Origin of the sequence: Actinomycetospora termitidis, from assembly GCF_030286555.1 — a bacterium.
In the GTDB taxonomy this organism is placed as follows: Bacteria; Actinomycetota; Actinomycetes; order Mycobacteriales; family Pseudonocardiaceae; genus Actinomycetospora; species Actinomycetospora termitidis.
In genome coordinates, this window is sequence record NZ_JASVWF010000002.1 from 941,445 (window position 1) to 962,146 (window position 20,702).

General features: G+C 73.6%; 16 protein-coding genes. 8 read left to right on the top strand and 8 right to left on the bottom strand.

The window, feature by feature from the left end; translation table 11 throughout:
* Positions 1-45 precede the first annotated feature (45 nt).
* On the bottom strand, positions 46-1,200 hold the full coding sequence (locus QRT03_RS12565; RefSeq protein ID WP_286053157.1) for an alpha/beta hydrolase: 1,155 nt from the start codon (positions 1,198-1,200) through the stop codon (positions 46-48).
* 225 nt (positions 1,201-1,425) lie between these two features.
* Positions 1,426-2,331, bottom strand: a complete 906-nt coding sequence (locus tag QRT03_RS12570; protein ID WP_286053159.1) for a hypothetical protein — start codon at positions 2,329-2,331, stop codon at positions 1,426-1,428.
* A 245-nt stretch (positions 2,332-2,576) separates the two neighbouring features.
* On the opposite strand from QRT03_RS12570, the gene QRT03_RS12575 reads away from it, so the two are divergent.
* Positions 2,577-3,233 (top strand): DUF4190 domain-containing protein, encoded by a 657-nt coding sequence (locus QRT03_RS12575; protein WP_286053161.1) that lies wholly within the window; start codon positions 2,577-2,579, stop codon positions 3,231-3,233.
* A gap of 58 nt (positions 3,234-3,291) precedes the next feature.
* Here the strand turns inward: QRT03_RS12575 and QRT03_RS12580 are convergent, their stop codons facing one another.
* Complete coding sequence (locus QRT03_RS12580; RefSeq protein ID WP_286053163.1) at positions 3,292-3,573, bottom strand: hypothetical protein; 282 nt, start codon at positions 3,571-3,573, stop codon at positions 3,292-3,294.
* Positions 3,574-3,742: 169 nt separating this feature from the next.
* Here QRT03_RS12580 and QRT03_RS12585 point away from each other — a divergent pair, with 169 nt between their 5' ends.
* Both QRT03_RS12585 and npdG read left to right on the top strand, forming a co-directional pair.
* Complete coding sequence (locus tag QRT03_RS12585; protein WP_286053164.1) at positions 3,743-4,666, top strand: alpha/beta hydrolase; 924 nt, start codon at positions 3,743-3,745, stop codon at positions 4,664-4,666.
* Positions 4,667-4,706: 40 nt separating this feature from the next.
* The gene (npdG, locus tag QRT03_RS12590; protein WP_286053165.1) at positions 4,707-5,393 is read left to right on the top strand and encodes an NADPH-dependent F420 reductase; all 687 of its coding nucleotides are present in this window, start codon (positions 4,707-4,709) and stop codon (positions 5,391-5,393) included.
* A gap of 10 nt (positions 5,394-5,403) precedes the next feature.
* Here npdG and panB read toward each other — a convergent pair whose 3' ends face one another.
* Positions 5,404-6,216, bottom strand: coding sequence for a 3-methyl-2-oxobutanoate hydroxymethyltransferase (panB, locus tag QRT03_RS12595; protein WP_286053166.1), 813 nt, complete (start codon positions 6,214-6,216; stop codon positions 5,404-5,406).
* Positions 6,217-6,443: 227 nt separating this feature from the next.
* On the opposite strand from panB, the gene QRT03_RS12600 reads away from it, so the two are divergent.
* From QRT03_RS12600 to QRT03_RS12615, 4 genes are all read left to right on the top strand, one after another.
* Entirely contained in the window at positions 6,444-8,024 is a 1,581-nt protein-coding gene (locus tag QRT03_RS12600) for an alpha/beta hydrolase (protein ID WP_425604832.1), read from the top strand.
* A gap of 62 nt (positions 8,025-8,086) precedes the next feature.
* Positions 8,087-9,430 carry a type I glutamate--ammonia ligase gene (gene glnA / locus QRT03_RS12605; RefSeq protein WP_286053169.1) on the top strand — a complete coding sequence of 448 codons (1,344 nt, stop codon included), beginning with the start codon at positions 8,087-8,089 and terminating at the stop codon, positions 9,428-9,430.
* Between the two features lie 39 nt (positions 9,431-9,469).
* On the top strand, positions 9,470-12,517 hold the full coding sequence (locus tag QRT03_RS12610; RefSeq protein WP_286053170.1) for a bifunctional [glutamine synthetase] adenylyltransferase/[glutamine synthetase]-adenylyl-L-tyrosine phosphorylase: 3,048 nt from the start codon (positions 9,470-9,472) through the stop codon (positions 12,515-12,517).
* A 4-nt stretch (positions 12,518-12,521) separates the two neighbouring features.
* Positions 12,522-13,895 (top strand): pyridoxal phosphate-dependent decarboxylase family protein, encoded by a 1,374-nt coding sequence (locus QRT03_RS12615; protein ID WP_286053172.1) that lies wholly within the window; start codon positions 12,522-12,524, stop codon positions 13,893-13,895.
* Here the strand turns inward: QRT03_RS12615 and QRT03_RS12620 are convergent.
* From QRT03_RS12620 to QRT03_RS12630, 3 genes are all read right to left on the bottom strand, one after another.
* The gene (locus tag QRT03_RS12620; protein ID WP_286053173.1) at positions 13,864-14,421 is read right to left on the bottom strand and encodes a Uma2 family endonuclease; all 558 of its coding nucleotides are present in this window, start codon (positions 14,419-14,421) and stop codon (positions 13,864-13,866) included. The two genes, QRT03_RS12615 and QRT03_RS12620, sit on opposite strands and share 32 nt — an antisense overlap.
* 256 nt (positions 14,422-14,677) lie before the next feature.
* A complete protein-coding gene (locus tag QRT03_RS12625; RefSeq protein WP_286053174.1) occupies positions 14,678-16,048 on the bottom strand; it encodes a S1 family peptidase in 1,371 nt (456 codons plus the stop codon).
* Positions 16,049-16,202: 154 nt separating this feature from the next.
* Complete coding sequence (locus QRT03_RS12630) at positions 16,203-17,849, bottom strand: trypsin-like peptidase domain-containing protein (RefSeq protein WP_286053175.1); 1,647 nt, start codon at positions 17,847-17,849, stop codon at positions 16,203-16,205.
* A gap of 239 nt (positions 17,850-18,088) precedes the next feature.
* Here QRT03_RS12630 and QRT03_RS12635 point away from each other — a divergent pair, with 239 nt between their 5' ends.
* A complete protein-coding gene (locus QRT03_RS12635; protein WP_286053176.1) occupies positions 18,089-18,409 on the top strand; it encodes a hypothetical protein in 321 nt (106 codons plus the stop codon).
* 831 nt (positions 18,410-19,240) lie between these two features.
* On the opposite strand, the gene glnA (QRT03_RS12640) is transcribed toward QRT03_RS12635, so the two are convergent.
* On the bottom strand, positions 19,241-20,662 hold the full coding sequence (gene glnA, locus QRT03_RS12640; RefSeq protein WP_286053177.1) for a type I glutamate--ammonia ligase: 1,422 nt from the start codon (positions 20,660-20,662) through the stop codon (positions 19,241-19,243).
* Between the last annotated feature and the right edge of the window lie 40 nt (positions 20,663-20,702).

The following is a 20,702-nucleotide window of genomic DNA, read 5'->3' on the forward strand; positions in this document are numbered from 1 at the left end:
AGCGCCCTTCGAACACCCCGGCGTCCGAATGACACCGGTGTGGTTCTAGTCGTCGTGGTCGCCGATGAATTCGAGGAACACCGGCCAGGTGTGGGTCTTCGCGCGGCGCCCGGTCAGCACCCCGAGGTGGCCGCCGGGCTCGACGTCGAAGCGCAGGTCCGCGGAGTTCGACAGCAGGTCGACGCCCGTGCGCACGCTGTCCACCGGGGCGATCCCGTCGTCGGCCCCCGCGATGAGCAGGATCGGGTCGGTGACGTCGCCCAGGTGCACCGGCCGGCCGCCGATGTGGACGGCGTCGCGCGCGATCTCGTTGCCCCGGATCACGTGGTGGAAGACCTGGCCGAAGGCCCGCCCCGGGTAGGCGACCATGTTGTTCATCAGCACGTCGACCGCCTCCATCTGCTCGAGGAGCTCGCGGTCGTCGAGGTGGGTCAGGACGGTGACCGGCTTGGTGATGTAGCGGTCCGCGCTGACCAGCTGGAACGCGGCGCGCACGGCGGGCGCCGGGAAGCCGCCGAGCACGCGGTACGCGGTGGTGAAGATGGCGCCGCCGGTGTACTCGGCGATGGAGCGGAACGGCGCCACGATCGGGACCTCGTCGACGTCGACCGGCGCCGCGAACGCCGTGCCCGACGCGACCGGCAGGTCGTGCGCGGCCAGGGTCAGCAGGACGAACAGCCCGCCGAGACTCCAGCCGGCCAGGTGCAGGTCGCCCGCGTCCGCGTCGTCGGCGTGGGCGGCCTCGACCGCGGCGGGCAGGACGTCGTCGACCCAGGTCTCCAGACCCCGTCGTCGCCCCCGCCAGAAGGCGGCGTCGTAGGTGACGATGTAGACCGACCGGCCGTGTGACAGCAGGAACTCGACCAGACTGTTGCCCCGCCGCAGGTCGAAGGCCAGGTCCGGCGCCCCGAGCGGCGGGACGAGCAGGACCGGGTTCCCGACGGTGCCCGTGACCGGTCCGTCCGCCAGCGGTGCGTACCGGTGCAGGGTCCAGCCGCGACCGCCGGTCAGCGCGGTGCGCGGGTGCCGGGTCGTGTCGGCCAGGTGGCCGTTCCGGACGCGGTCCCAGACGTTCGTGGCCGCCGACGACACCCGCCCGAGCGCCGCCCCGGCTTCGTGCAGCGCGGCGTCGAGCACCGTCGGGGTGTGCTCGGGACGGTCGGGGTCGCCGGATCTCGCAGGCGTCGGTGCGCTGGACACGGCGAGATCGTAGGGCCGATCGGGGGAGGGTGAGCGGTCGGACGTTCACCGCGGTCTCACGGAGTGACGCGACGAGCGGTCGGTCGTCCGCGGTCGGACGTCATTCGGCCAGGTTGACGCTGCGTCACTCCCGACTCCGTGCAGTGACAGCGATGGCCCACACGGCCGTGTGACATCCCGCCTGATCGTCAGACAGACGACTACACCGTCCGTCCGTTTGACTGGTCACACGGCGCTCGGACCAGGGACGACATCCGAATGCGCAACAGACCGACGGGAGGACGCAGCGGTGGAGTGGAGCACGGTGTCGGGGCCGGCGGTGCCGCTGTTCGCGACCGACGTCCCCTCGCCCGGCCACGGCGAGCCGACCTCGCCGGAGGACACGCACGCCCGACGGCGCCGGATCGCCGTCGCGGGCGTGTCGCTCATGGGTGCCGCCGCCGTGAGCACCGCGGTGTTCCAGACCGTCACCGGGACCTCCACCTCGCTCGCGATGACGAGCGAGCTCGGCGCCTTCTTCGGGACGACGTCCACGCCGACCCCGCAGGGTCCGATGGCCGCACCGATCGCGCCCGCGGCGCCCGTCATCACCGACCTGGGTCTCCCCGCGCCGGGCACGTCCGCGACGTCCCCGACGCCGACGCAGGTCGACCTCGCCGCCGCCCGGGGCCCGCTCGCCGGCCCGGGGGACCTGGGTTCGCGGTCCTCGGCCGCGGCTCCCGCGGCGGCACCGGGTGGGTCGGGCGGCTCGGGACCGGCCCCGGCCTCGCCGGGTGGCACCGGGTCGTCGTCGTCGCCGACCCGACCGTCGTCGACCCGCCCGTCGTCGAGCACCCCGCCCCCGAGCAGCTCGACCACCCCGCCGGGCTCGACGACGTCCACGCCGCCGAACACGACCACCCCGCCGAAGTCGACGACGTCCGCGCCGAAGCCATCGAGCAGCGCGCCGAAGCCGTCGAGCGCCCCGTCGTCGTCGAGCAGTCCGTCGTCGAGCAGCTCGTCGTCCTCGAGCAGCCCGTCCTCGTCGAGTTCGCCGTCCTCCGGGTCGTCGAGCCCCTCGTCGTCGCAGTCCTCCGACGGAGGGTCGCAGGACTGATCCCGCCGGCCGTCCGCGAGAGGTACGTGAGGCACCTCCGGAGGCCGCGGACGGTGCGTGGTGTGCCTCTCGCGTCGTCGGGGTCGGCCCGGGTCGACCGACGATGACGGAACCCTGGCTCTGGACGCGCGAAGGGCGCCATCCACCGGACGGCCGCCGGCGCCCCCGACGGCATCGCGTGTTTCGTGCCGGTTCGCCGGGTCGGGATCGGTGCGTCGTGCAAGGATGCCGCCTCACGGCGGGGTCCGCGGCGGGCCGCGCACCGAGGTGGGACGGGATCATGAGCGAGTCGAACCGCGAACCGCAGGACGGCGACCCGTTCGCGCGACCGCAGGGTGAGCAGGCCGGGTCGGGCAGCGGCGCGGATGCCGGCTATCCACCGCCCACCGCCTACTCCGGGCCGAGCTCGCAGCCGACCGCGGCGCCGTCGGACCACGGCACGGGGGACCAGGGACCGGGCTACGGGCAGCAGCAGTACGGCCAGCAGCAGAGCTACGGCCAGCAGTACGGCCAACAGCCGGGCTACGGCCAACCCTACGGCCAGCAGCAGTACGGCCAGACCGGCTCCGGTGAGCCGGGGTACGGGCCGCCGGCGCCGGGTTCGGGCAGCTTCGGGGCCCCGGCCTACGGCCAGCAGCCCGGCGCGTACCCGCAGCCCTACGGCTACCCCGCCGGCGGCGTGGCGCCCACGAACGGGCTGGCGATCGCCTCGCTGGTGCTCTCGCTGCTGTCGTTCTTCTTCGGCATCACCGCGGTCGGCGGCGTCATCTGCGGGCACATCGCCCGCCGGCAGATCCGCGAGCGGGGCGAGAACGGGGACGGGCTCGCGCTGGCCGGGTTGATCATCGGCTACATCTTCATCGGCCTGTTCGTGCTCGCCGTCGTGTTCTTCATCGTCTTCGGGCTGATCATCGCGGGCGCCAGCTCCACCTACTGACACGAACGACGACGCCCCCGGCTCCACACGGAGCCGGGGGCGTCGGTCGGAGCAGGGGTCAGCGGCGCGGGCGGCGCAGGTTCTGGCGCTGCTCGGCGCGCAGCTGGTAGACGACCACCGGCAGCACGACGAGCGCCACGAACGGCAGGCCCACCATCGGCAGGGCGAACAGTCCGAGCAGCCCGAGCACCATCACGACCAGCGCCGTCACCGGCGAGGTCACCACGGCACGCAGCTGCGCGAGATCGGGGAGGGCCCGCCCGGCGCCGTCCCGCTGGGCAGGGGCGACGGCGGCGATGCGGGGCAGGGTCGGGGTGCTGTGGGGAAAGGGCAGTGCCATCGGGAGCGCTGGGTCCTTCGAGATCGCGGGGCGGCGGAGAGTCCTGCACCCGGGCGTCGCTCGTGATCGATCGAGCCCGGCATGCCAACAGACGTGGTACCCGGGCCAGCGTTGCTCCCGGGTCAGGTCTCGTTTCGGCAACGGCGCCTCCGCCCCCTAGGGTGCCGTCGTGACCGCCCTCGACCCCGACGTGGCCGCCCTGCTCGAGCGCTGGTCCGACCGGCCCGCGATGTTCGCGGACACCGACACCGAGGAGGGCGTCGGCGCGGCCCGCGAGCGGTTCGCCACCCAGATGAGTGAGACGGTGCGTCCCGCGAGCGCCGCCCCGGAGGTCCGCGACGACGGGCCGGTGCCGGTCCGGGTGCACCGCCCCGCGGAGCGCACGACCGCCGCCCTCGTCGTGCACGCCCACGGCGGCGGCTGGGTGCTCGGTGGCGGCGACGTCTACGACCCGGTCGCGCAGCGCCTCGCCGACGACACCGGTGCCGTCGTGGTCGCCGTCGACTACCGCCTCGCGCCCGAGCACCGGTTCCCCGCGCCGCTGCACGACGTCCTCGACGGCCTCGCCTGGGCGATCGACCACGCGACCGAGTGGGACGCCGACCCGCGGCGGGTCGCCCTCGCCGGGGACTCCGCGGGCGCCAACCTCGTCGCCGGAGCCGCCCTCGCGCGCCGGGACCGGCGCGAACCCGTCGTCGGGACCCTGCTCGTCTACCCGCCGCCGGACTTCGAGGGCCGCTACGCGTCGGTCCGGGAGAACGGCGAGGGGTACTTCCTGACGGCGGGTGACGTCGTCGCCTGCTCGAAGCTCTACCTCGGCTCCGCGAACCCGAAGGGCGACATCCGGCTCTCGCCGCTGCGGGCCGAGCTCGCCGGGCTGGGCCCGACGATCGTCGCGACGGCCGGGTTCGACCCGCTGCGCGACGCCGGGGCCGCGTTCGCCGAGGCGTTGACCGCGGCCGGGGTGGACGCCCGACTCCGGGAGCACCCGACGCTCGTGCACGGTTTCCTCGGCTTCACCGGGGCCGTCCCGGCGGCCGACGACGCCGTCGCCGCCCTGCACCGGGAGTTCGCCGCGCTGCTCGCAGCGTGATAGGAAACAGTCCGATCTGACCGTTCGTGGAGGAGCATCCGTGACCGAACCCATCGACCCGACGACCCTCACCGTCGGGGTCCTCGGCGGCACCGGCGCGCAGGGCAAGGGCCTCGCGCTGCGGTGGGCGGCGGCCGGGATCCGCGTGATCGTCGGGTCGCGCTCGGCCGAGCGGGCGGAGACCTCCGCGGCCGAGTACCGCGAGCTCACCGGGACCGACAACGTGACCGGAACGGACAACGCGAGCTGCGCGGAGCAGGCCGACGTCGTGCTGGCCGCGGTGCCGTGGGAGTCGCACGCGGACACGCTGAAGGGCCTCGTCGAACCGCTCCGGGGCAAGATCCTGATCGACTGCGTGAACCCGCTCGGGTTCGACAAGAAGGGCCCGTACCCGCTGCCGGTCGAGGAGGGCAGCGTCGCGCAGCAGGCCGAGCAGCTGCTGCCCGAGACCCGGGTGACGGCGGCGTTCCACAACGTCTCCGCGGTGCTGCTCTCGGACCTCGAGCACGACGAGGTGGACTGCGACGTCCTCGTGCTCGGCGACGACCGGGAGGCCACCGACGTGGTCCGCGCGCTGGCCGACGCGATCCCGGGCGTGCGCGGGGTCTACGCCGGCCGGCTGCGGAACGCCTACCAGGTGGAGTGCCTCACGGCGAACCTCATCGCGATCAACCGCCGCTACAAGGTGCACGCCGGCGTGAAGATCGTGTGGCCCGAGGACGGCTGAGCGGCCTGACTCAGCGGAAGCTGTGCTCCTCCGCCGGGTACACGCCCTCGCGGACCTCCCGCGCGAACTCCTGCGCCGCGCCGCCGAGGGCGCCGGCGAGGTCGGCGTAGCGCTTGACGAAGCGCGGCACGCGTCCGGTGTTCAGGCCGGCCATGTCCGGCCACACGAGCACCTGGGCGTCGCAGTCCGGCCCCGCGCCGATGCCGACGGTCGGGATGCGCAGCTCGCCGGTCACCTTCTTGGCGACGTCGGCCGGGACCATCTCGAGCACCGTCGCGAACGCCCCGGCCTCCTGCACCGCGATCGCGTCCGCGAGGAGCTTGTCCGCGCCCGCACCGCGACCCTGCACCCGGAACCCGCCGAGGGCGTGCTCGCTCTGCGGGGTGAAGCCGAGGTGGCCCATGACGGGGATGCCCGCGTCGACCAGCGCCCGGATCTGCGGGGCGTAGTGCTCGCCGCCCTCCAGCTTCACTGCCGCGGCACCGCCCTCCTTCATGAACCGCACCGCGGTCTCGAGGGCCTGGGCGGGGGAGACCTGGTACGAGCCGAACGGGAGGTCGGCCACCACCAGGGCGCGGGACGCCCCGCGGACCACGGCCTTGCACAGCATCAGCAGCTCGTCGACCGACACCGGCACGGTGGAGTCGTAGCCGAGCACGTTGTTGGCGGCGGAGTCGCCGACCAGCAGCACGGGGATCTCCGCGGCGTCGAACACCTTCGCCGTCGGGAAGTCGTAGGCCGTCAGCATGGGCCAACGTTCGCCGGCGTCCTTCCACTGCTGCAGGTGGTGGATGCGGACGCGCTTCGGTGCGGGTGACGTCATCGTCGTGTCCTCCTGCCTCGAGGCCCGTGTCAGCGGGTCCCCGGGCGTGTGCGAGGGGCTGGTGCCGCCGAAGCCTGCCCCGCGGCCCGCCGTCGCGCCGGTGCTTGTCGCCGGACTCACATCGACCCACCCCGACGGAGACCACATCGGGCGGTTGCGAGGATGGCCGCGTGTCACGCCCGGGGAGCACGACCGACCGCCGTCCGCTCCGTTCCCGACGGCGGGTGGTGCTCCGGTGGGTGGTCGCGCTCGCGACGCTGGTCACGCTCGCCGGCTGCGCCGACGCCGTGCCGGCCGCGACGGCACCCCCGACCGCCCCGGCCCCGTCGTCCGCGGCCGCCCCGGGCGGCCTCGACCGCTTCTACTCCCAGCAGCTGTCCTGGGGCTCCTGCCTGCCGTTCGCGACGACGGACGACCAGCGCCAGTTCTACGGCCAGCCCGGCTTCGAGTGCTCGAAGCTCGAGGTGCCGATCGACTACGCGAACCCGACCGGTCGCACGGCGCAGATCGCGGTCTCGCGCCTGAAGGCCACCGACCCGAACCAGCGGATCGGGTCGCTGCTGGTCAACCCCGGCGGCCCCGGCGCCTCCGGCATCGAGATCGCCTCGCAGCTCGCGATCCTCACCCGCGGCGAGGAGGTCGCCCGCCGCTTCGACCTCGTCGGCTTCGACCCGCGGGGCATCGGCGCGAGCACCCCGACCATCCGCTGCCTGACCCCGGCCGAGCAGGACGCCCAGCGCGCGACCGACATCCTCGACCCGTCCCCGGCGGGCGTGCAGCGCGCCGAGGGACTCGCCCGACAGACGGCCGACGGCTGCGCGCAGAAGACCGGCGTGGACATGCTCGCGAACGCCGGCACCCGCGACGTCGCGAAGGACATGGACGTGCTCCGGGCGGTGCTCGGCGACGAGAAGCTGAACTACCTCGGGTTCTCCTACGGCACCCGGATCGGCTCCACCTACGCCGAGCAGTTCCCGCGCAACGTCCGCGCCATGGTCCTCGACGGTGCCCTGGACCCGGACCAGGACCCGACCGACGAGGTCGTCAACCAGGGCCGCGGGTTCCAGGGCGCGTTCGAGGCCTTCGCGAAGGACTGCTCGACGAAGCCCGGCTGCCCCCTGGGCGCCGACCCCGCGCAGGCGACGACCCGCTTCCAGGAACTGACGCGCCCGCTGCTGGCGGCCCCGCAGAAGCTCCCGGACGGCCGCACGTTCTCCTACGGCGACGCGCAGCAGGGCACCATCCAGGCCCTCTACGCCACGTCGCTGTGGCCCGACCTCCGGCAGGGCCTCACCGAGCTCACGCAGGGCCGCGGGCAGACGCTGATGGGCCTCGCCGACCAGTACTACGACCGCGCCCCGGACGGCACGTACTCCCCGCAGCAGGACGCGTTCACCGCCGTGCGCTGCGTGGACGACCCGCGCGTCACCGACCCGGCGCAGGCGCTGGACCGCGCGACCCGCTACAACGAGGCCGCGCCGTTCCTCGACTCGGGACGCGGGGCGAGCGCCGCGCTGGACTCGTGCGCGTTCTGGCCCCCGCAGGCCCCGGTCACCGGCGGCCCGCACGTCCCGCAGGCCCCGGGCCTGGCCCCGCCGCTCGTTGTGTCCACGACCGGTGACCCGGCGACGCCGTACCAGGCGGGGGTCGACCTCGCGAAGGCGCTGAACGGCTCGCTGCTGACCAAGGTCGGCGACCAGCACACCGCGACCTTCCAGGGCTTCGGGTGCGTCGACGCGATCGTCACCCGCTACCTCGTCGACGGCACCCCCGCCCCGCCGAACGCGCGGTGCGCCGACACCGGGTGATCCGTCCCCGTCCGGGGACCCCTGTGACGTCCCTGTAACACCATCTCCTTAGGGTCCGGGACATGGATCGGCAGCAGGAGTTCGTCCTGCGGACGTTGGACGAGCGCGACATCCGCTTCGTGCGGCTGTGGTTCACCGACGTGCTCGGCTACCTCAAGTCCGTCGCGATCGCCCCGGCCGAGCTCGAGGGGGCGTTCGCCGAGGGCATCGGGTTCGACGGGTCGTCGATCGAGGGCTTCAGCCGCGTCTACGAGTCGGACATGGTCGCCAAGCCCGACCCGTCGACGTTCCAGGTGCTGCCCTGGGAGGACGCCGAGGGCGACCACTACTCGGCACGGATGCTCTGCGACATCACGATGCCCGACGGCTCGCCGTCCTGGGCCGACCCGCGCCACGTGCTGCGCCGCGCGCTCTCGCGCGCCGCCGAGGCCGGCTTCACCTGTTACGTCCACCCGGAGATCGAGTTCTACCTGCTCCGGGACCTTCCCGACGACGGGACCCCGCCGGTCCCCGCCGACACCGGCGGTTACTTCGACCAGGCCAGCCACGACGTCGCGCCGCACTTCCGCCGGCGCGCGATCGACTCGCTGGAGGCCATGGGCATCTCGGTGGAGTTCTCCCACCACGAGGGCGGCCCGGGTCAGCAGGAGATCGACCTGCGCTACGCGGACGCGCTGTCGATGGCGGACAACATCATGACGTTCCGCTACCTCGTCAAGGAGGTGGCGATCACCCAGGGCGTGCGGGCGTCGTTCATGCCGAAGCCGTTCACCCAGCACCCGGGGTCGGCGATGCACACCCACGTCAGCCTGTTCGAGGGCGACCAGAACGCGTTCCACGACGCCGCGGAGCCCTACGAGCTCTCCAAGACCGGCAAGGCGTTCGTCGCCGGGGTCCTGCGCCACGCGCGGGAGATGTCCGCGGTGACCAACCAGTTCGTGAACTCCTACAAGCGCCTCGTCGTCGGCGGGGAGGCGCCGACCGCGGTGTGCTGGGGCCACGCGAACCGCTCCGCGCTGGTCCGGGTGCCGATGTACTCGCCGGGCAAGGCGTCCTCACGGCGGGTCGAGGTGCGCTCGCTGGACTCGGCCGCGAACCCGTACCTGGCGTACGCCGTGATCCTGGGCGCGGGGCTCAAGGGGATCGCCGAGGGCTACGAGCTCCCGCCTGCCGCCGAGGACAACGTGTGGTCGCTGACCGAGGGCGAGCGGCGCGCGATGGGGTACCAGACGCTGCCGCAGAACCTCGACGGCGCGCTGCAGGCCTTCGAGCAGTCCGACCTCATGGCGGAGATCCTCGGCGAGCACGTCTACGACTTCTTCCTGCGCAACAAGCGCAGCGAGTGGGACGCCTACCGCCGCAACGTCACGCCCTACGAGCTGGCCACGTACCTGCCGACGCTGTGACGTCCCGGGGTGTCGGTCCCCGCGACTAGGCTCGCCCGGGTGACGACACCCCCCGTCGCGCGCGACCGACGACCCGCTCGCGCGCCGGCCCGTCTCGGGTTCACCGACCCCGACGCCGGGCAGCGCCTGGCCGACCTCGGCTGGTGGGACGGTGACGACGCCGTGCCGGCCGCGGCCCTCGTCGTCTGGGCCCTGGCCCGCGCGGCGGACCCGGACCTCGCGCTGGCCGCCGTCGAGAAGCTGCGGGAGTCGCTCGAGGGGTCGTGGGCGGAGCTCGAGGCCGCGTTGCGGGTCGACCAGGGGCTGCGCGGGCGGCTGTTCGGCGTGCTCGGCGGGTCCACCGCGCTCGGCGAGCACCTGGTCACCCAGCCCGAGCGCTGGCGGCTGCTGCGCACGGTGCAGGCACCCGGCCGGGTGCACGACGCGTCCCGGCTGCCCAGCGCCGTGGACCGCTGCCGGACCCACCTGGACGCCGTCGGCGCCGACCCGGATGCGGCCGCGCCGATCGCGAACGTCACCGGTCCCGGCGCGGTGGAGCTGCTGCGCCTGGCCTGGCGCGACGACGTGCTGCTGCTCGCGGCCGCCGACCTGCAGTCGGTGTGCGAGCCCGAGCTGCCGTTCTGGCCGGTCGACGTCATCTCCGCGCAGCTCGCCGACGTCGCCGCGGCCGGGCTGGAGGCCGCCCTCGCGGTGGCCCGCGCGGAGGTCGGTGCCGAGAAGGTCGAGGGGGTGCGGCTCGGCGTCATCGGGATGGGCAAGTGCGGGGGCCGCGAGCTGAACTACGTCTCCGACATCGACGTGATCTTCCTCCACGACGGGCCCGCCGACGTCGCGACCCGGCTCGCCTCGACGATGATGCGGGTGGCGACGGAGGCCTTCCTCGAGATCGACGCGAACCTGCGCCCCGAGGGCCGGTCCGGGCAGCTGACCCGCACCCTCGACGGGCACGTGTCCTACTACCAGCGGTGGGCGCGGACCTGGGAGTTCCAGGCCCTGCTCAAGGCCCGCCCGGTCGCGGGCGACCTCGAGCTCGGCCGGGAGTACTGCGAGGCGCTCGCGCCGATGGTGTGGAGCGCGGCCGACCGCGAGGACTTCGTCGCGGACGTCCGCGCGATGCGCAAGCGGGTCGAGGACCACATCCGCCACGACGTCGCCGACCGGGAGCTCAAGCTCGGCCGCGGCGGGCTGCGCGACGTCGAGTTCGCCGTCCAGCTGCTGCAGCTCGTGCACGGCCGGGGCGACGAGACGCTGCGCGGGCAGAACACCCTGGAGACGCTCGCGGCCCTCGGCGAGGGCGGCTACATCGGCCGCGACGACGCCGCGAACCTCGCCGCCTCCTACCGCTTCCTGCGGATGCTCGAGCACCGCGTGCAGCTGCAGCGCCTCCGCCGCACCCACCTGTTCCCCTCCGACGAGGACACCGACGGCCTGCGCTGGCTCGCCCGTGCCGCGAAGCTGCGCCCGGACGGGCGGCGGGACGCGGTCGGGGTGCTGCAGGCCGAGCGCTCCCGCACGACGGTGCGCGTGCGGCGCCTGCACGAGAAGCTCTTCTACCGCCCGCTGCTGGAGTCGGTGGCCAGGGTCGCGGGGTCGGACCTGGTGCTGACCGAGCAGTCCGCGACCCGCCGGCTCGCCGCGCTCGGATGGAGCTCGCCGTCGGGCGCGCTCAAGCACGTCGCCGCCCTGACCGCCGGGACCGGGCGCGCGGCCCGGATCCAGCGGGCGCTGCTGCCCGTGCTGCTCGACCAGCTGGGCCACACCGCCGACCCCGACCACGGCCTGCTCGCCTACCGGAAGGTCTCCGAGGCGCTGGCGTCCACGCCGTGGTTCCTCGCGCTGCTGCGCGACGAGGGCCTGGCCGCCGACCGGCTGATGTACGTGCTGGGCACGTCCCGCTGGGTCGCGGAGATGATGCCGCGCTCGCCGGAGGTGCTGCGGCTGCTCGGGGGCGACGGGCCGTCGGCCGACCTGGTCGCCCGCGACCCGGCGGAGGTCGCCCGCTCGCTGCGCGCCGCCGTCGCCCGGCACACCGACCCGCGCTCGGCCGGCAACGTCGCGCGCTCGCTGCGCCGCGTCGAGCTGCTGCGGGTCGCGTGTGCGGACCTGCTCGGGCTGACCGACGTCGTCGCGGTGTGCCGCGCGCTCTCCAGCGTGTGGGTCGCCGTGCTGCAGGCCGGGCTGGACGCCGCGATCCGGGAGCGCGCCGGGGCCGCCCCGGCTCCCGCCGCGATCGCGATCATCGGCATGGGCCGGCTCGGCGGCGCGGAGCTGGGCTACGGGTCGGACGCCGACGTCGTCGCCGTGTGCGAGCCGGTGGGCGGCGCGTCCGACCAGGAGGCGACGACGTTCGCCCGCGCCGTCGTCGAGTCGGTCGTCTCGGCGCTCGGCTCGCCCAGCCCGGACCCGGCGCTCGAGGTCGACACGAAGCTGCGTCCCGAGGGCCGGAGCGGGCCGCTGGTGCGCACGCTGTCGTCGTACGCGGACTACCTGCGGCGTTGGGCGCAGACCTGGGAGTGCCAGGCCCTGCTGCGGGCCCGCCCGGTGGCCGGCGACGAGGACCTGGGCCGGCGCTTCGAGGAGATGATCGCGCCGTACCGCTACCCGGAGGGCGGGCTGCCCGAGGAGCAGGCGACGGAGATCCGACGGATGAAGGCCCGGGTCGACGCCGAGCGCCTGCCGCGCGGGGCCGACCGGGCGCTGCACACCAAGCTCGGCACGGGCGGGCTGGCCGACGTCGAGTGGACCGTGCAGCTCCTGCAGCTCCAGCACGCCGGGGCCCGGCCCGCACTGCGCACCACCTCGACGCTGGACGCCCTCGCCGCCCTGGAGGAGGAGGGCCTGCTCTCGGCGTCCGACGCGGCCGCGCTCGTGGCGGGCTGGTCGACGGCGACCCGCGCCCGCGGGGTCGCGACCCTCGTCCGCGGCAAGCCCACCGACCAGCTCCCGCGCTCCGGGCACGAGCTCGCCGGGATCGCCTCGGCGCTGGGCTACCCCGAGGACGACCCGGGGGAGTGCATCGACGAGTACCGCCGCATCACCCGGCACTCCCGCGCCGTGGTGGACCGCGTGTTCTCGGCGCTGGAGTAGGCCGGTGGAGGAACTCGACGCCGCTCGCCGGTTCGCTGACCGTTGGCTGGCCTCGCTGCCGGACCGGCCCGTCGGGGTGCCGGCCGACCCGGCGGCGCTGCGCTCAGCCCTCGGGGATCTTCCCGACGACGGACTCCCCGCGGCCGGGGTGCTCGACGACCTCGCGGCGGCGCTGGAGCCCGGGCTCGTGTCGAGCGGGGGGCCGCGCTACTTCGGGTTCGTCACCGGCGGGACGCTGCCGGTGGCCCTGGCGGCCGACTGGATGGTGGCCGCGGCCGACCAGGACGCCGCCGTCGCCGTGATGTCCCCCGCCGCGGCCGTGGTGGAGGAGGTCGCGGGCGGGTGGGTGCTGGACCTGCTCGGGCTCCCGGGGGACGCGGCCGTGGGGTTCGCGACTGGCGCCCAGACCGCGAACATCGCCTGCTTGGCCGCGGCCCGGCATGCGCTGCTCGCGGGAGTGGGACACGACGTCGAGGCCGACGGCCTGATCGGTGCGCCGCCCGTCACCGTGCTGCTCGGCGCGGCGGCGCACGCGACCGTGGTCCAGGCGCTGCGGCTGCTCGGGTTCGGGGCCCGGCACGCGGTCCGGGTGCCGACCGATGCACAGGGGCGCCTGCTCCCGGAGGAATTGCGGTCCGCTCTCGCGGCGGCGCCGGGTCCGGTGCTGGTGTGCGCGCAGGCCGGCCAGGTGAACACCGGCGCGTGCGACCCGCTCGACGAGATCGCGGCGCTCGTGCGGGCGCGGGAGCACACGTGGATGCACGTCGACGGCGCGTTCGGCCTGTGGGCGGCGGCCTCTCCCGCCCGCCGGCACCTGGTGGTGGCCGCCGACCGGGCGGACTCCTGGGCCGTCGACGCGCACAAGTGGCTGAACGTGCCCTACGACTCCGCGCTCACCGTGGTGCGCGACCGCGCGGCCCTCGCCGCCGCGATGTCGGTGTCGGCGCCGTACCTCCCGCTGGGCGACCTCGACCCGTCCACGCGCACGCTGGAGAACTCGCGGCGGGCCCGCGGGATCCCGGTGTACGCGGCGCTGCGGGCCCTGGGGCGCCGGGGTGTGGCGGACCTGGTGGACCGGTGCTGCGACCTCGCCCGGCGGGCGGCCGACCGGTTCGCGGCGCACGCGGAGGTGCTGAACGACGTGGTGCTCAACCAGGTGCTGGTCCGGTTCCCGGGGGTCGACGTCGCGCAGCTGGCCCGCGCGGTCGCGGAGGACGGCACGTGCTGGGTGGGCACCACGGTGTGGGACGGCGCGCCGGCGCTGCGGTTCTCGGTGTCGAACTGGTCGACGACCGCGGCGGACGTGGACGTCTCCGTCGACCGGATCCTGGCGCTGGCCGTCGAGCTCAGCGGGCGAGGTGCGGGAGGTCCAGCGTGACGGGGAACGGCTCCGTGAGCTCGACGACGGGGCCGGTCGCGATCTCGCGGTAGGCGCCGTCCACCAGCTCGTGCAGGTGCCCGACCGGACCCTCCTGCTCGACGCGGAGATACCACCGGACCCCGGCCTCGGCGTAGAGGTGGGGCTTGAGGATCCGGTCGTGCGCGGCGTTCCCGGGGCTGACGACCTCGACGACGAGCGCGACGTCCACGGCGTCATTGATGACCGTGCCGGGATCGAGGTCGCCCCGGATCACGGCGACGTCGGGCATCAGGAGTCGGTTCCGGCCGACGCGGACGGTCGGCTCCCCGACGACGGACCACGACGAGGTCGCCGCAGCGTCGAGGACGGCGAAGCTCCGGTACGCGAGCCGCTGGTGCTGGTTCGACCCGCGCGGACTCATCACGAGGGCGCCGTCGACGAGCTCGACGGGGCTCTTCTCCGGGAGCTCAAGCCATTCCTGCTCGGTCCAGGGCTCGGTGCGGTCGAGGAGACGGGGGGCCTCTTCCTGATGTGGTGCAGCCACCGTGCGCCTCCTCGGGTTGGGTGGTTCGTGCCGGTCATGGTCGCACTGTCGCAGCGACCACCGACAGTCTCGCGGCCCGCGGCAAGTCGGCAGGCCCGTCCGCATCATCTTGTCGCGGTCGACATCTGGGAGGCGGCCGCCTTGTCGTTGGGATTCCCAGCGACAGGATGACGGCGGGTGGGCAGTAGGCCGCGACAAGGTGGGCCTGCACGACGACGAGCCCCTCCGAGGGGCCGGAGGGGCTCGTCGGTGGAGCTCAGTGGTCCTCGGGCGTCCGCTCGACCGTGGGCGCCGGCTCCTCCGGGTGCGGGCCCGGAGCCGGGGCGGTGCCCCACGGCGGGGTGGCGAACGGCGCCGGGATCGGGCCGCTGGGGTGCCCGGCCGGACCACCCGCCGTCGGGAAGGGGCCGCTGGGGTGGCCGGCCGGGAAGGCGATCGGACCCGTCGTCGGGAAGGCCGGGTGGCGACGGCGGGAGCGGCGCACGAGCAGGACCGCGGTCAGGGCACCGCCGACGAGCACGAGGAACGCGGTGACCGAGGCGGCGACGATCACGAGGGTGCGCGTGCGGTTCTCGCTGGCGTCGCCGACGGCCGCGTAGGCCTGCTGGGCGGTCGTGAGCTGCTTCGCGGCCTGCGTGTGGTCCGGGCGCAGGCGCGTGACCTCGGTGAGGGCGGCGATCGCGTCCGCGTTCTCGCCCGCGGCGAGGGCGTCGAGACCGGCGCGGTAGCGGGTGTCGACCGGCCCGGGCTCCGTCACGACCCCGTTCCGCTCGAGCATCGAGCGCAGCGCGGAGGTGGGGGCGAGGAAGTTGAAGGCGCCGGAGTCACCGATGCCCATGCTGTTCAGCCCGATCACGCGGCCGCGGGCGTCGACGGCGGGCCCGCCGCTCATCCCGGGGGCCATGTCCGCGCTGACCTCGACGAAGGGCACGCCGTCGCGGGTCTGGACCGAGCTGACGGTGCCGTCCTTCCAGCTCGGGTCGCGGCTGGGGTCCATGAGGCGGTCGCGGTCGGCGGGGTAGCCGACGGCGGTGACCGGGGTGCCGGGGGTGGGGTCGCCGGCAGGGGCGAGGGGGGCGGCGGGGAGGTTCTCGCCGTCGACGTCGAGGAGGGCGACGTCGCCGCGCTCGTTGGGCAGCGAGTCGACGATCGTGGCGTCCAGACGCTTCTCCGGGCCGGAGGCGTCGGCGCGGACGACCGAGACCCGACGCTCGATCGGGCTGCCGGCCGTGGGGCCGCCGATGTCGTAGCGGCCGAGGATGAAGGCCTCGTACTGGGCGGGCGTGCCGGTCGCGCCGGGGGTGGTCGCGACGTCGCCGGCGAGCCGGGTACGCAGCGAGTCGGTGAGGTCGGCGGCGTCGACGCAGTGGCCGGCGGTGGCGACGTGTCCGTCGTTCGCGACGACCACCCCCGAGCAGGTCCCGGTGAGGCGGACGGTGCCGATCTCGCGGCCCGTGCCCTTCTCCCGGACCCAGCCCGTGGCGCGGGTCTCGACGTAGGTGACGGCCGGCAGGACCTCGGCGACGAGCCGCTCGCGGGGCATCACCGGGTCGGTCTGGGCGGCGGCGGGGACGGCGGTCGTCAGGAGGGCGCCACCGACGACGGTGGCGGTGAGAAGGGTGGTCACGACTCGCTTCATGGCGGTGCTCGCTTCGTTCTCTCGGCCGTTTCGGGCCTCTGACCAGCGGTGACGCTGAAACTACGAAGCGAGCGGGTCTCGGGAATGCGTAGAACCCCCCGGGTGACCCGGGGGGTTCTACGCTGATCGGTCGGGCGGAGGGTCAGGCGAGCCCCACCCCGCAGCCCCCGCAGAAGCGGGCGCCCGTGGCGCGGGCGGCGCCGCAGTTCGGGCAGTGGCCGGGGCCGGTCGGGGCGTCGGTCAGCGGAGCCATCCCGGCGGGCGGGGTGGCGACGGCGACCGGCGCGGCGGCCTCCGGGGCCTCGTGCCGCGGGGTCGTGGGAGCCGGGGCGACCGGAGCCGGGAAGCCGACCGGGGGCGAGGCCGGCGCGGCCGGCATCGTCCCGCCCTGACCGAACGGTGCGGCGCCGAAGCCGGCCGGGGCCTGGTGCTGCGGAGCCTGGTGCTGCGGTGCCGGGTACTGCTGCGGGACCGCGTACTGCGCCGGCACGGGGGCCTGGCCGTACTGCTGCACCGTCGCCGGGGTCTGCTGGATCGGCATCTGGTAGCCGGTCGGCAGGCCGAGGCCGGGCTGGGCGAGGTTGACCTGCGGGGTGGCCCGGCGCTTGTTCCGGACGACGATCCCGACCACGAGTCCGCCGACGACCAGCAGGAACAGCACGCCGCCGCCGATCAGGCCCCAGCCGAGCAGGCCCATGCCCTTGTCACCGAACTGGTCGTGCGCCCGGGCGGCCTTGGCCTTGTAATCGGCCGCGGCCTGCGAGTCGGGGGCGATGTCGAGGACCTTCGCGAACTGCTCCTCCGCGTCGGAGTAGTAGCCCTGGTAGTAGTCGGCGAGACCGGCCCGGTAGGCCTCGTCGAACGCGCCCGGCTGGGCCTGGACGCCGTTGCGGGCGAGCATCTCGAGCAGCGTCGAGCTCGGCGCGACGTAGTTGAACGAGTTGCTGCGGTCACTGATGCCCATGCTGTTGATCCCGACGACCTGACCCTGCTGGTTCACGGTCGGACCGCCGCTCATGCCCTGGCCCATGTCCGCGGTGATCTGCAGGAACGGGATGCCGTTCTGGTTCTGCGTGCCGCTGACCGAGCCGTCCTTGAACGTCGGCTGCAGGCTCGCGTCCATCACCTGGTCGACGACGCCCGGGTAGCCGATGCTCATGATCTGCGTGCCGGTGGTCGTGGTGTTCGCCGGCGCGACCTCGACCGTCGGCATGTTGGTGGCGTTGACCTTGAGCAGCGCGACGTCACCCTGCGAGTTCGGCTTCGAGTCCACGATCTGGGCCTGCAGCGGGGTCTGCGACGGCCCCTCGGACGCCTGGGCCACGGTGACCTTCTTGTCGGCCGGCGAGCCGCCGACGTCGCCCTCCAGCTTGTAGTTGGCCATCACGTAGTTGTAGGTCGTGGTGGCGTCGTACCCGGCCTGTGCGGCACCGGAGGAGATCTCGGTGGCGAGTTCCTCCTGGATGTCCAGGTCGGAGACGCAGTGCCCGGCGGTGGCGACGTAGCCGTTCGGGTTCACGACGAAGCCGGTGCACTGCAGGGAGAGGTCGAACGGGCCCTCGACGGAGCCGTCGGCCATGTTGCGCAGGTAGGTGTGCACGTCGGTCTGCAGGTAGACCACGCCGGGCAGGACCTCGGCCGACACCCGCTCCTGCACGGGGGCCGCGGTCGGATCGGGGCCACCTCCACCATCCTGGGCCAGGGCCGGGGGTGCGGTGGCCAGCAGCGCGGCGCCGGTGACGGCGACGATCCCGAGGGCGGACTTCCAGGACGGCAGGCTCGTGCGCATGACGGCTCCTCACTCAGGGTGACTTATCGGTGTCCGGTGAGGCGGTTCCTCACCTGTGTGGACCGCCATAGAGTCACACAGAGTGTGTACCGAGGCAAGCGTCTGGCGGGTTGAGCGCGGATTTATGTCGAAGATTGACACTTCTTGCGGGTCGTGGTCACGCTGCGTCGACCATCACGACGGGTGATGTGGGCGGGTCGGCTGGCGCTGCACGGGGGACGGCGGTCATCATCGAACACGTGTTCGAGGAGCGTGGGCCGGCGCAGCGGCGGAACGACCGCTCGGGCGCCCTGCAGCGCACCGAGGTCCGCCGGGTGTGGGTCGACCTCGCGGTGGCGTACCCCCGCCCGGCGAGCCGCCCGCCGCGTGCGGTCCCCGACGGGGTCGACCTGCAGAGCCGGGTCCCGGGCGAGCTCCTCGGCTGGCGCCGGACGACGACGGGGGAGTGGGTCGGCTGGGTCTGCGTGCCGATCAGTCAGGGTGAGGAGGTCCGGTACGTCTACCAGTACGTGGCCGCTGCGGCCCTGTCCCCGCGTGAGGACGTGCGCGACCGGCGGTGAACCCGCGCGAGCCGCGTGCGTTGCGTGCCGCACACGGTCGGCGCGGGTCGCCTCGGGTGGCTGCTGCGTTGCGTGCCGCACACGGTCGGCGCGGGTCGCATCGGGCGGGCGCTACGTTGCGTGCCGCACACGGTCGGCGCGGGTCGCATCGACGGCCCACGGTCGAGGCACTCCTGGTGTGCCGCTCGACGTCGCGGACGAGCGTGAAGATCCTGTTCCGGCGCGCGGACCGATCGGTCCCCGCCCCACTTCGCTCCCCGCGATGAGATCTTGCTCTGCCCACCAGCGCGAGTGCGACGCCAGGCATCCCCACGTGCCTCTCGACCTGCCTCGTGTCGCACTCGCGCCTGCTGCCCGTCGGAGGGCGGCCTCGCCCGGCCCCGACGGCCGGTCTGTCGAGCGAAGGGACCCTTCGCTCGACACGTGGGCCCCGGCGGCGGGCACCGAGCCGGGTGAGCGCCGATGCGGTCCTGCTTCATGATCACCGAGCACCGCCGGCGGGCCTCGGCTCGGCGGGACCACCGCAGGTGCTCGATCGACACCTCCGGCGGGCGACCGACCTGGACCGACCGTGTGCGGGACACAACGCGCGGGTGGCGGTGATCGACCTGGGCCGACCGACCGTGTGCGGGACGCAACGCGCATGCGGCGGCGACCGGCCCGGGCCGACCGTGTGCGGGACGCAACGCGCATGCGGCGGCGACCGACATGGGCCGACCGTGTGCGGGACGCATCACGACGTGACCGACCGGGCACGACCCGCCGTCGGGAACGCAGAACGGCCCGGCCACCCGCGAGGGGTGACCGGGCCGTCGACGGCCGATCAGGAGATCAGCAGTTGTAGTACAGCTCGAACTCGTACGGGTGCGGGCGCAGCCGCAGGCCCGTGACGTCGTCGCGCTTGAGCTCGATCCACTTCTCGATGAGGTCGGAGGTGAACACGCCGCCCTCGAGCAGGTAGTCGTGGTCGGCCTCGAGGTTGTTCACCGCAGCGTCGAGGCTGGCCGGCACCTGCGCGATGTTGGCGGCCTCCTCCGGCGGGAGCTCGTAGAGGTCCTTGTCGACCGGCGTCGGCGGCTCGATCTTGTTCCGGATGCCGTCCAGGCCGGCCATCATCATGGCGGCGAAGGACAGGTACGGGTTGCCCGACGAGTCGGGGCAGCGGAACTCGAGGCGCTTGGCCTTCGGGTTGTTGCCGGTGATCGGGATGCGGACGCACGCCGAGCGGTTGCGGTTCGAGTAGACCAGGTTGATCGGGGCCTCGAAGCCGGGCACCAGGCGGTGGTAGGAGTTCGCGGTGGCGTTGGTGAACGCCACGAGCGAGGGCGCGTGGTGCAGGATGCCGCCGATGTAGTGGCGGGCCATGTCCGAGAGCCCGGCGTAGCCGTTCTCGTCGTAGAACAGCGGCTCGCCACCCTTGAACAGCGACTGGTGGCAGTGCATGCCCGAGCCGTTGTCGCCGGCGATCGGCTTCGGCATGAAGGTCACGGTCTTGCCGGCCTGCCACGCCGTGTTCTTGACGATGTACTTGAACAGCTGCAGGTCGTCCGCCGCGTGCAGCAGCGTGTTGAACTTGTAGTTGATCTCGGCCTGGCCGCCGGTGCCGACCTCGTGGTGCAGCTTCTCGAGCTCGAAGCCGGAGTTCATGAGGTTGGTGCCGATCGCGGCGCGCAGGTCCGAGGTCTGATCGGTCGGCTCGACCGGGAAGTACCCGCCCTTGGCCGCGACCTTGTAGCCCTTGTTGCCGCCCGGCTCGTCCCGGGCGGTGTTCCACACGCCCTCGATCGAGTCGACCTCGTAGTACTGCGTGCGCATCGAGGACTCGTAGCGGACCGAGTCGAAGATGTAGAACTCCGCCTCCGGGCCGAAGAAGCAGGTGTCCGCGACGTCGACGGTCGAGAGGAACTTCTCCGCCTTGCGGGCCACGTTGCGCGGGTCGCGGCTGTAGGCCTCGAGCGTCAGCGGGTCGTGGACGAAGAAGTTCATGTTCAGGGTCTTCTGGGCCCGGAACGGGTCGATGCGCGCGGTCTCCACGTCGGGGAGCAGCGTCATGTCCGACTCGTTGATCGTCTGGAACCCGGTGACCGAGGAACCGTCGAACGCGAGGCCGTCCTCGAAGACGCCGTCGCTGAACTCCGACGCGGGCACGGTGAAGTGCTGCATCTGGCCGGGGAGGTCGCAGAACCGGACGTCGACGTACTGCACCCCCTCGTCGGAGATGTACTTGAAGACCTCGTCCTTGTTGCTGAACACCCTCACTGGCTCCTTCTCGAGGCACTGACTTCCGGTCGAG

Excerpts from the sequence above, each read along its gene's own strand:
- panB (WP_286053166.1), bottom strand. The coding sequence starts at position 6,216 with ATGACGTCACCCGCACCGAAGCGCGTCCGCATCCACCACCTGCAGCAG.
- QRT03_RS12580 (WP_286053163.1), bottom strand. The coding sequence starts at position 3,573 with ATGGCACTGCCCTTTCCCCACAGCACCCCGACCCTGCCCCGCATCGCC.
- QRT03_RS12575 (WP_286053161.1), top strand. The coding sequence starts at position 2,577 with ATGAGCGAGTCGAACCGCGAACCGCAGGACGGCGACCCGTTCGCGCGA.
- glnA (WP_286053169.1), top strand. The coding sequence starts at position 8,087 with ATGGATCGGCAGCAGGAGTTCGTCCTGCGGACGTTGGACGAGCGCGAC.
- QRT03_RS12630 (WP_286053175.1), bottom strand. The coding sequence starts at position 17,849 with ATGCGCACGAGCCTGCCGTCCTGGAAGTCCGCCCTCGGGATCGTCGCC.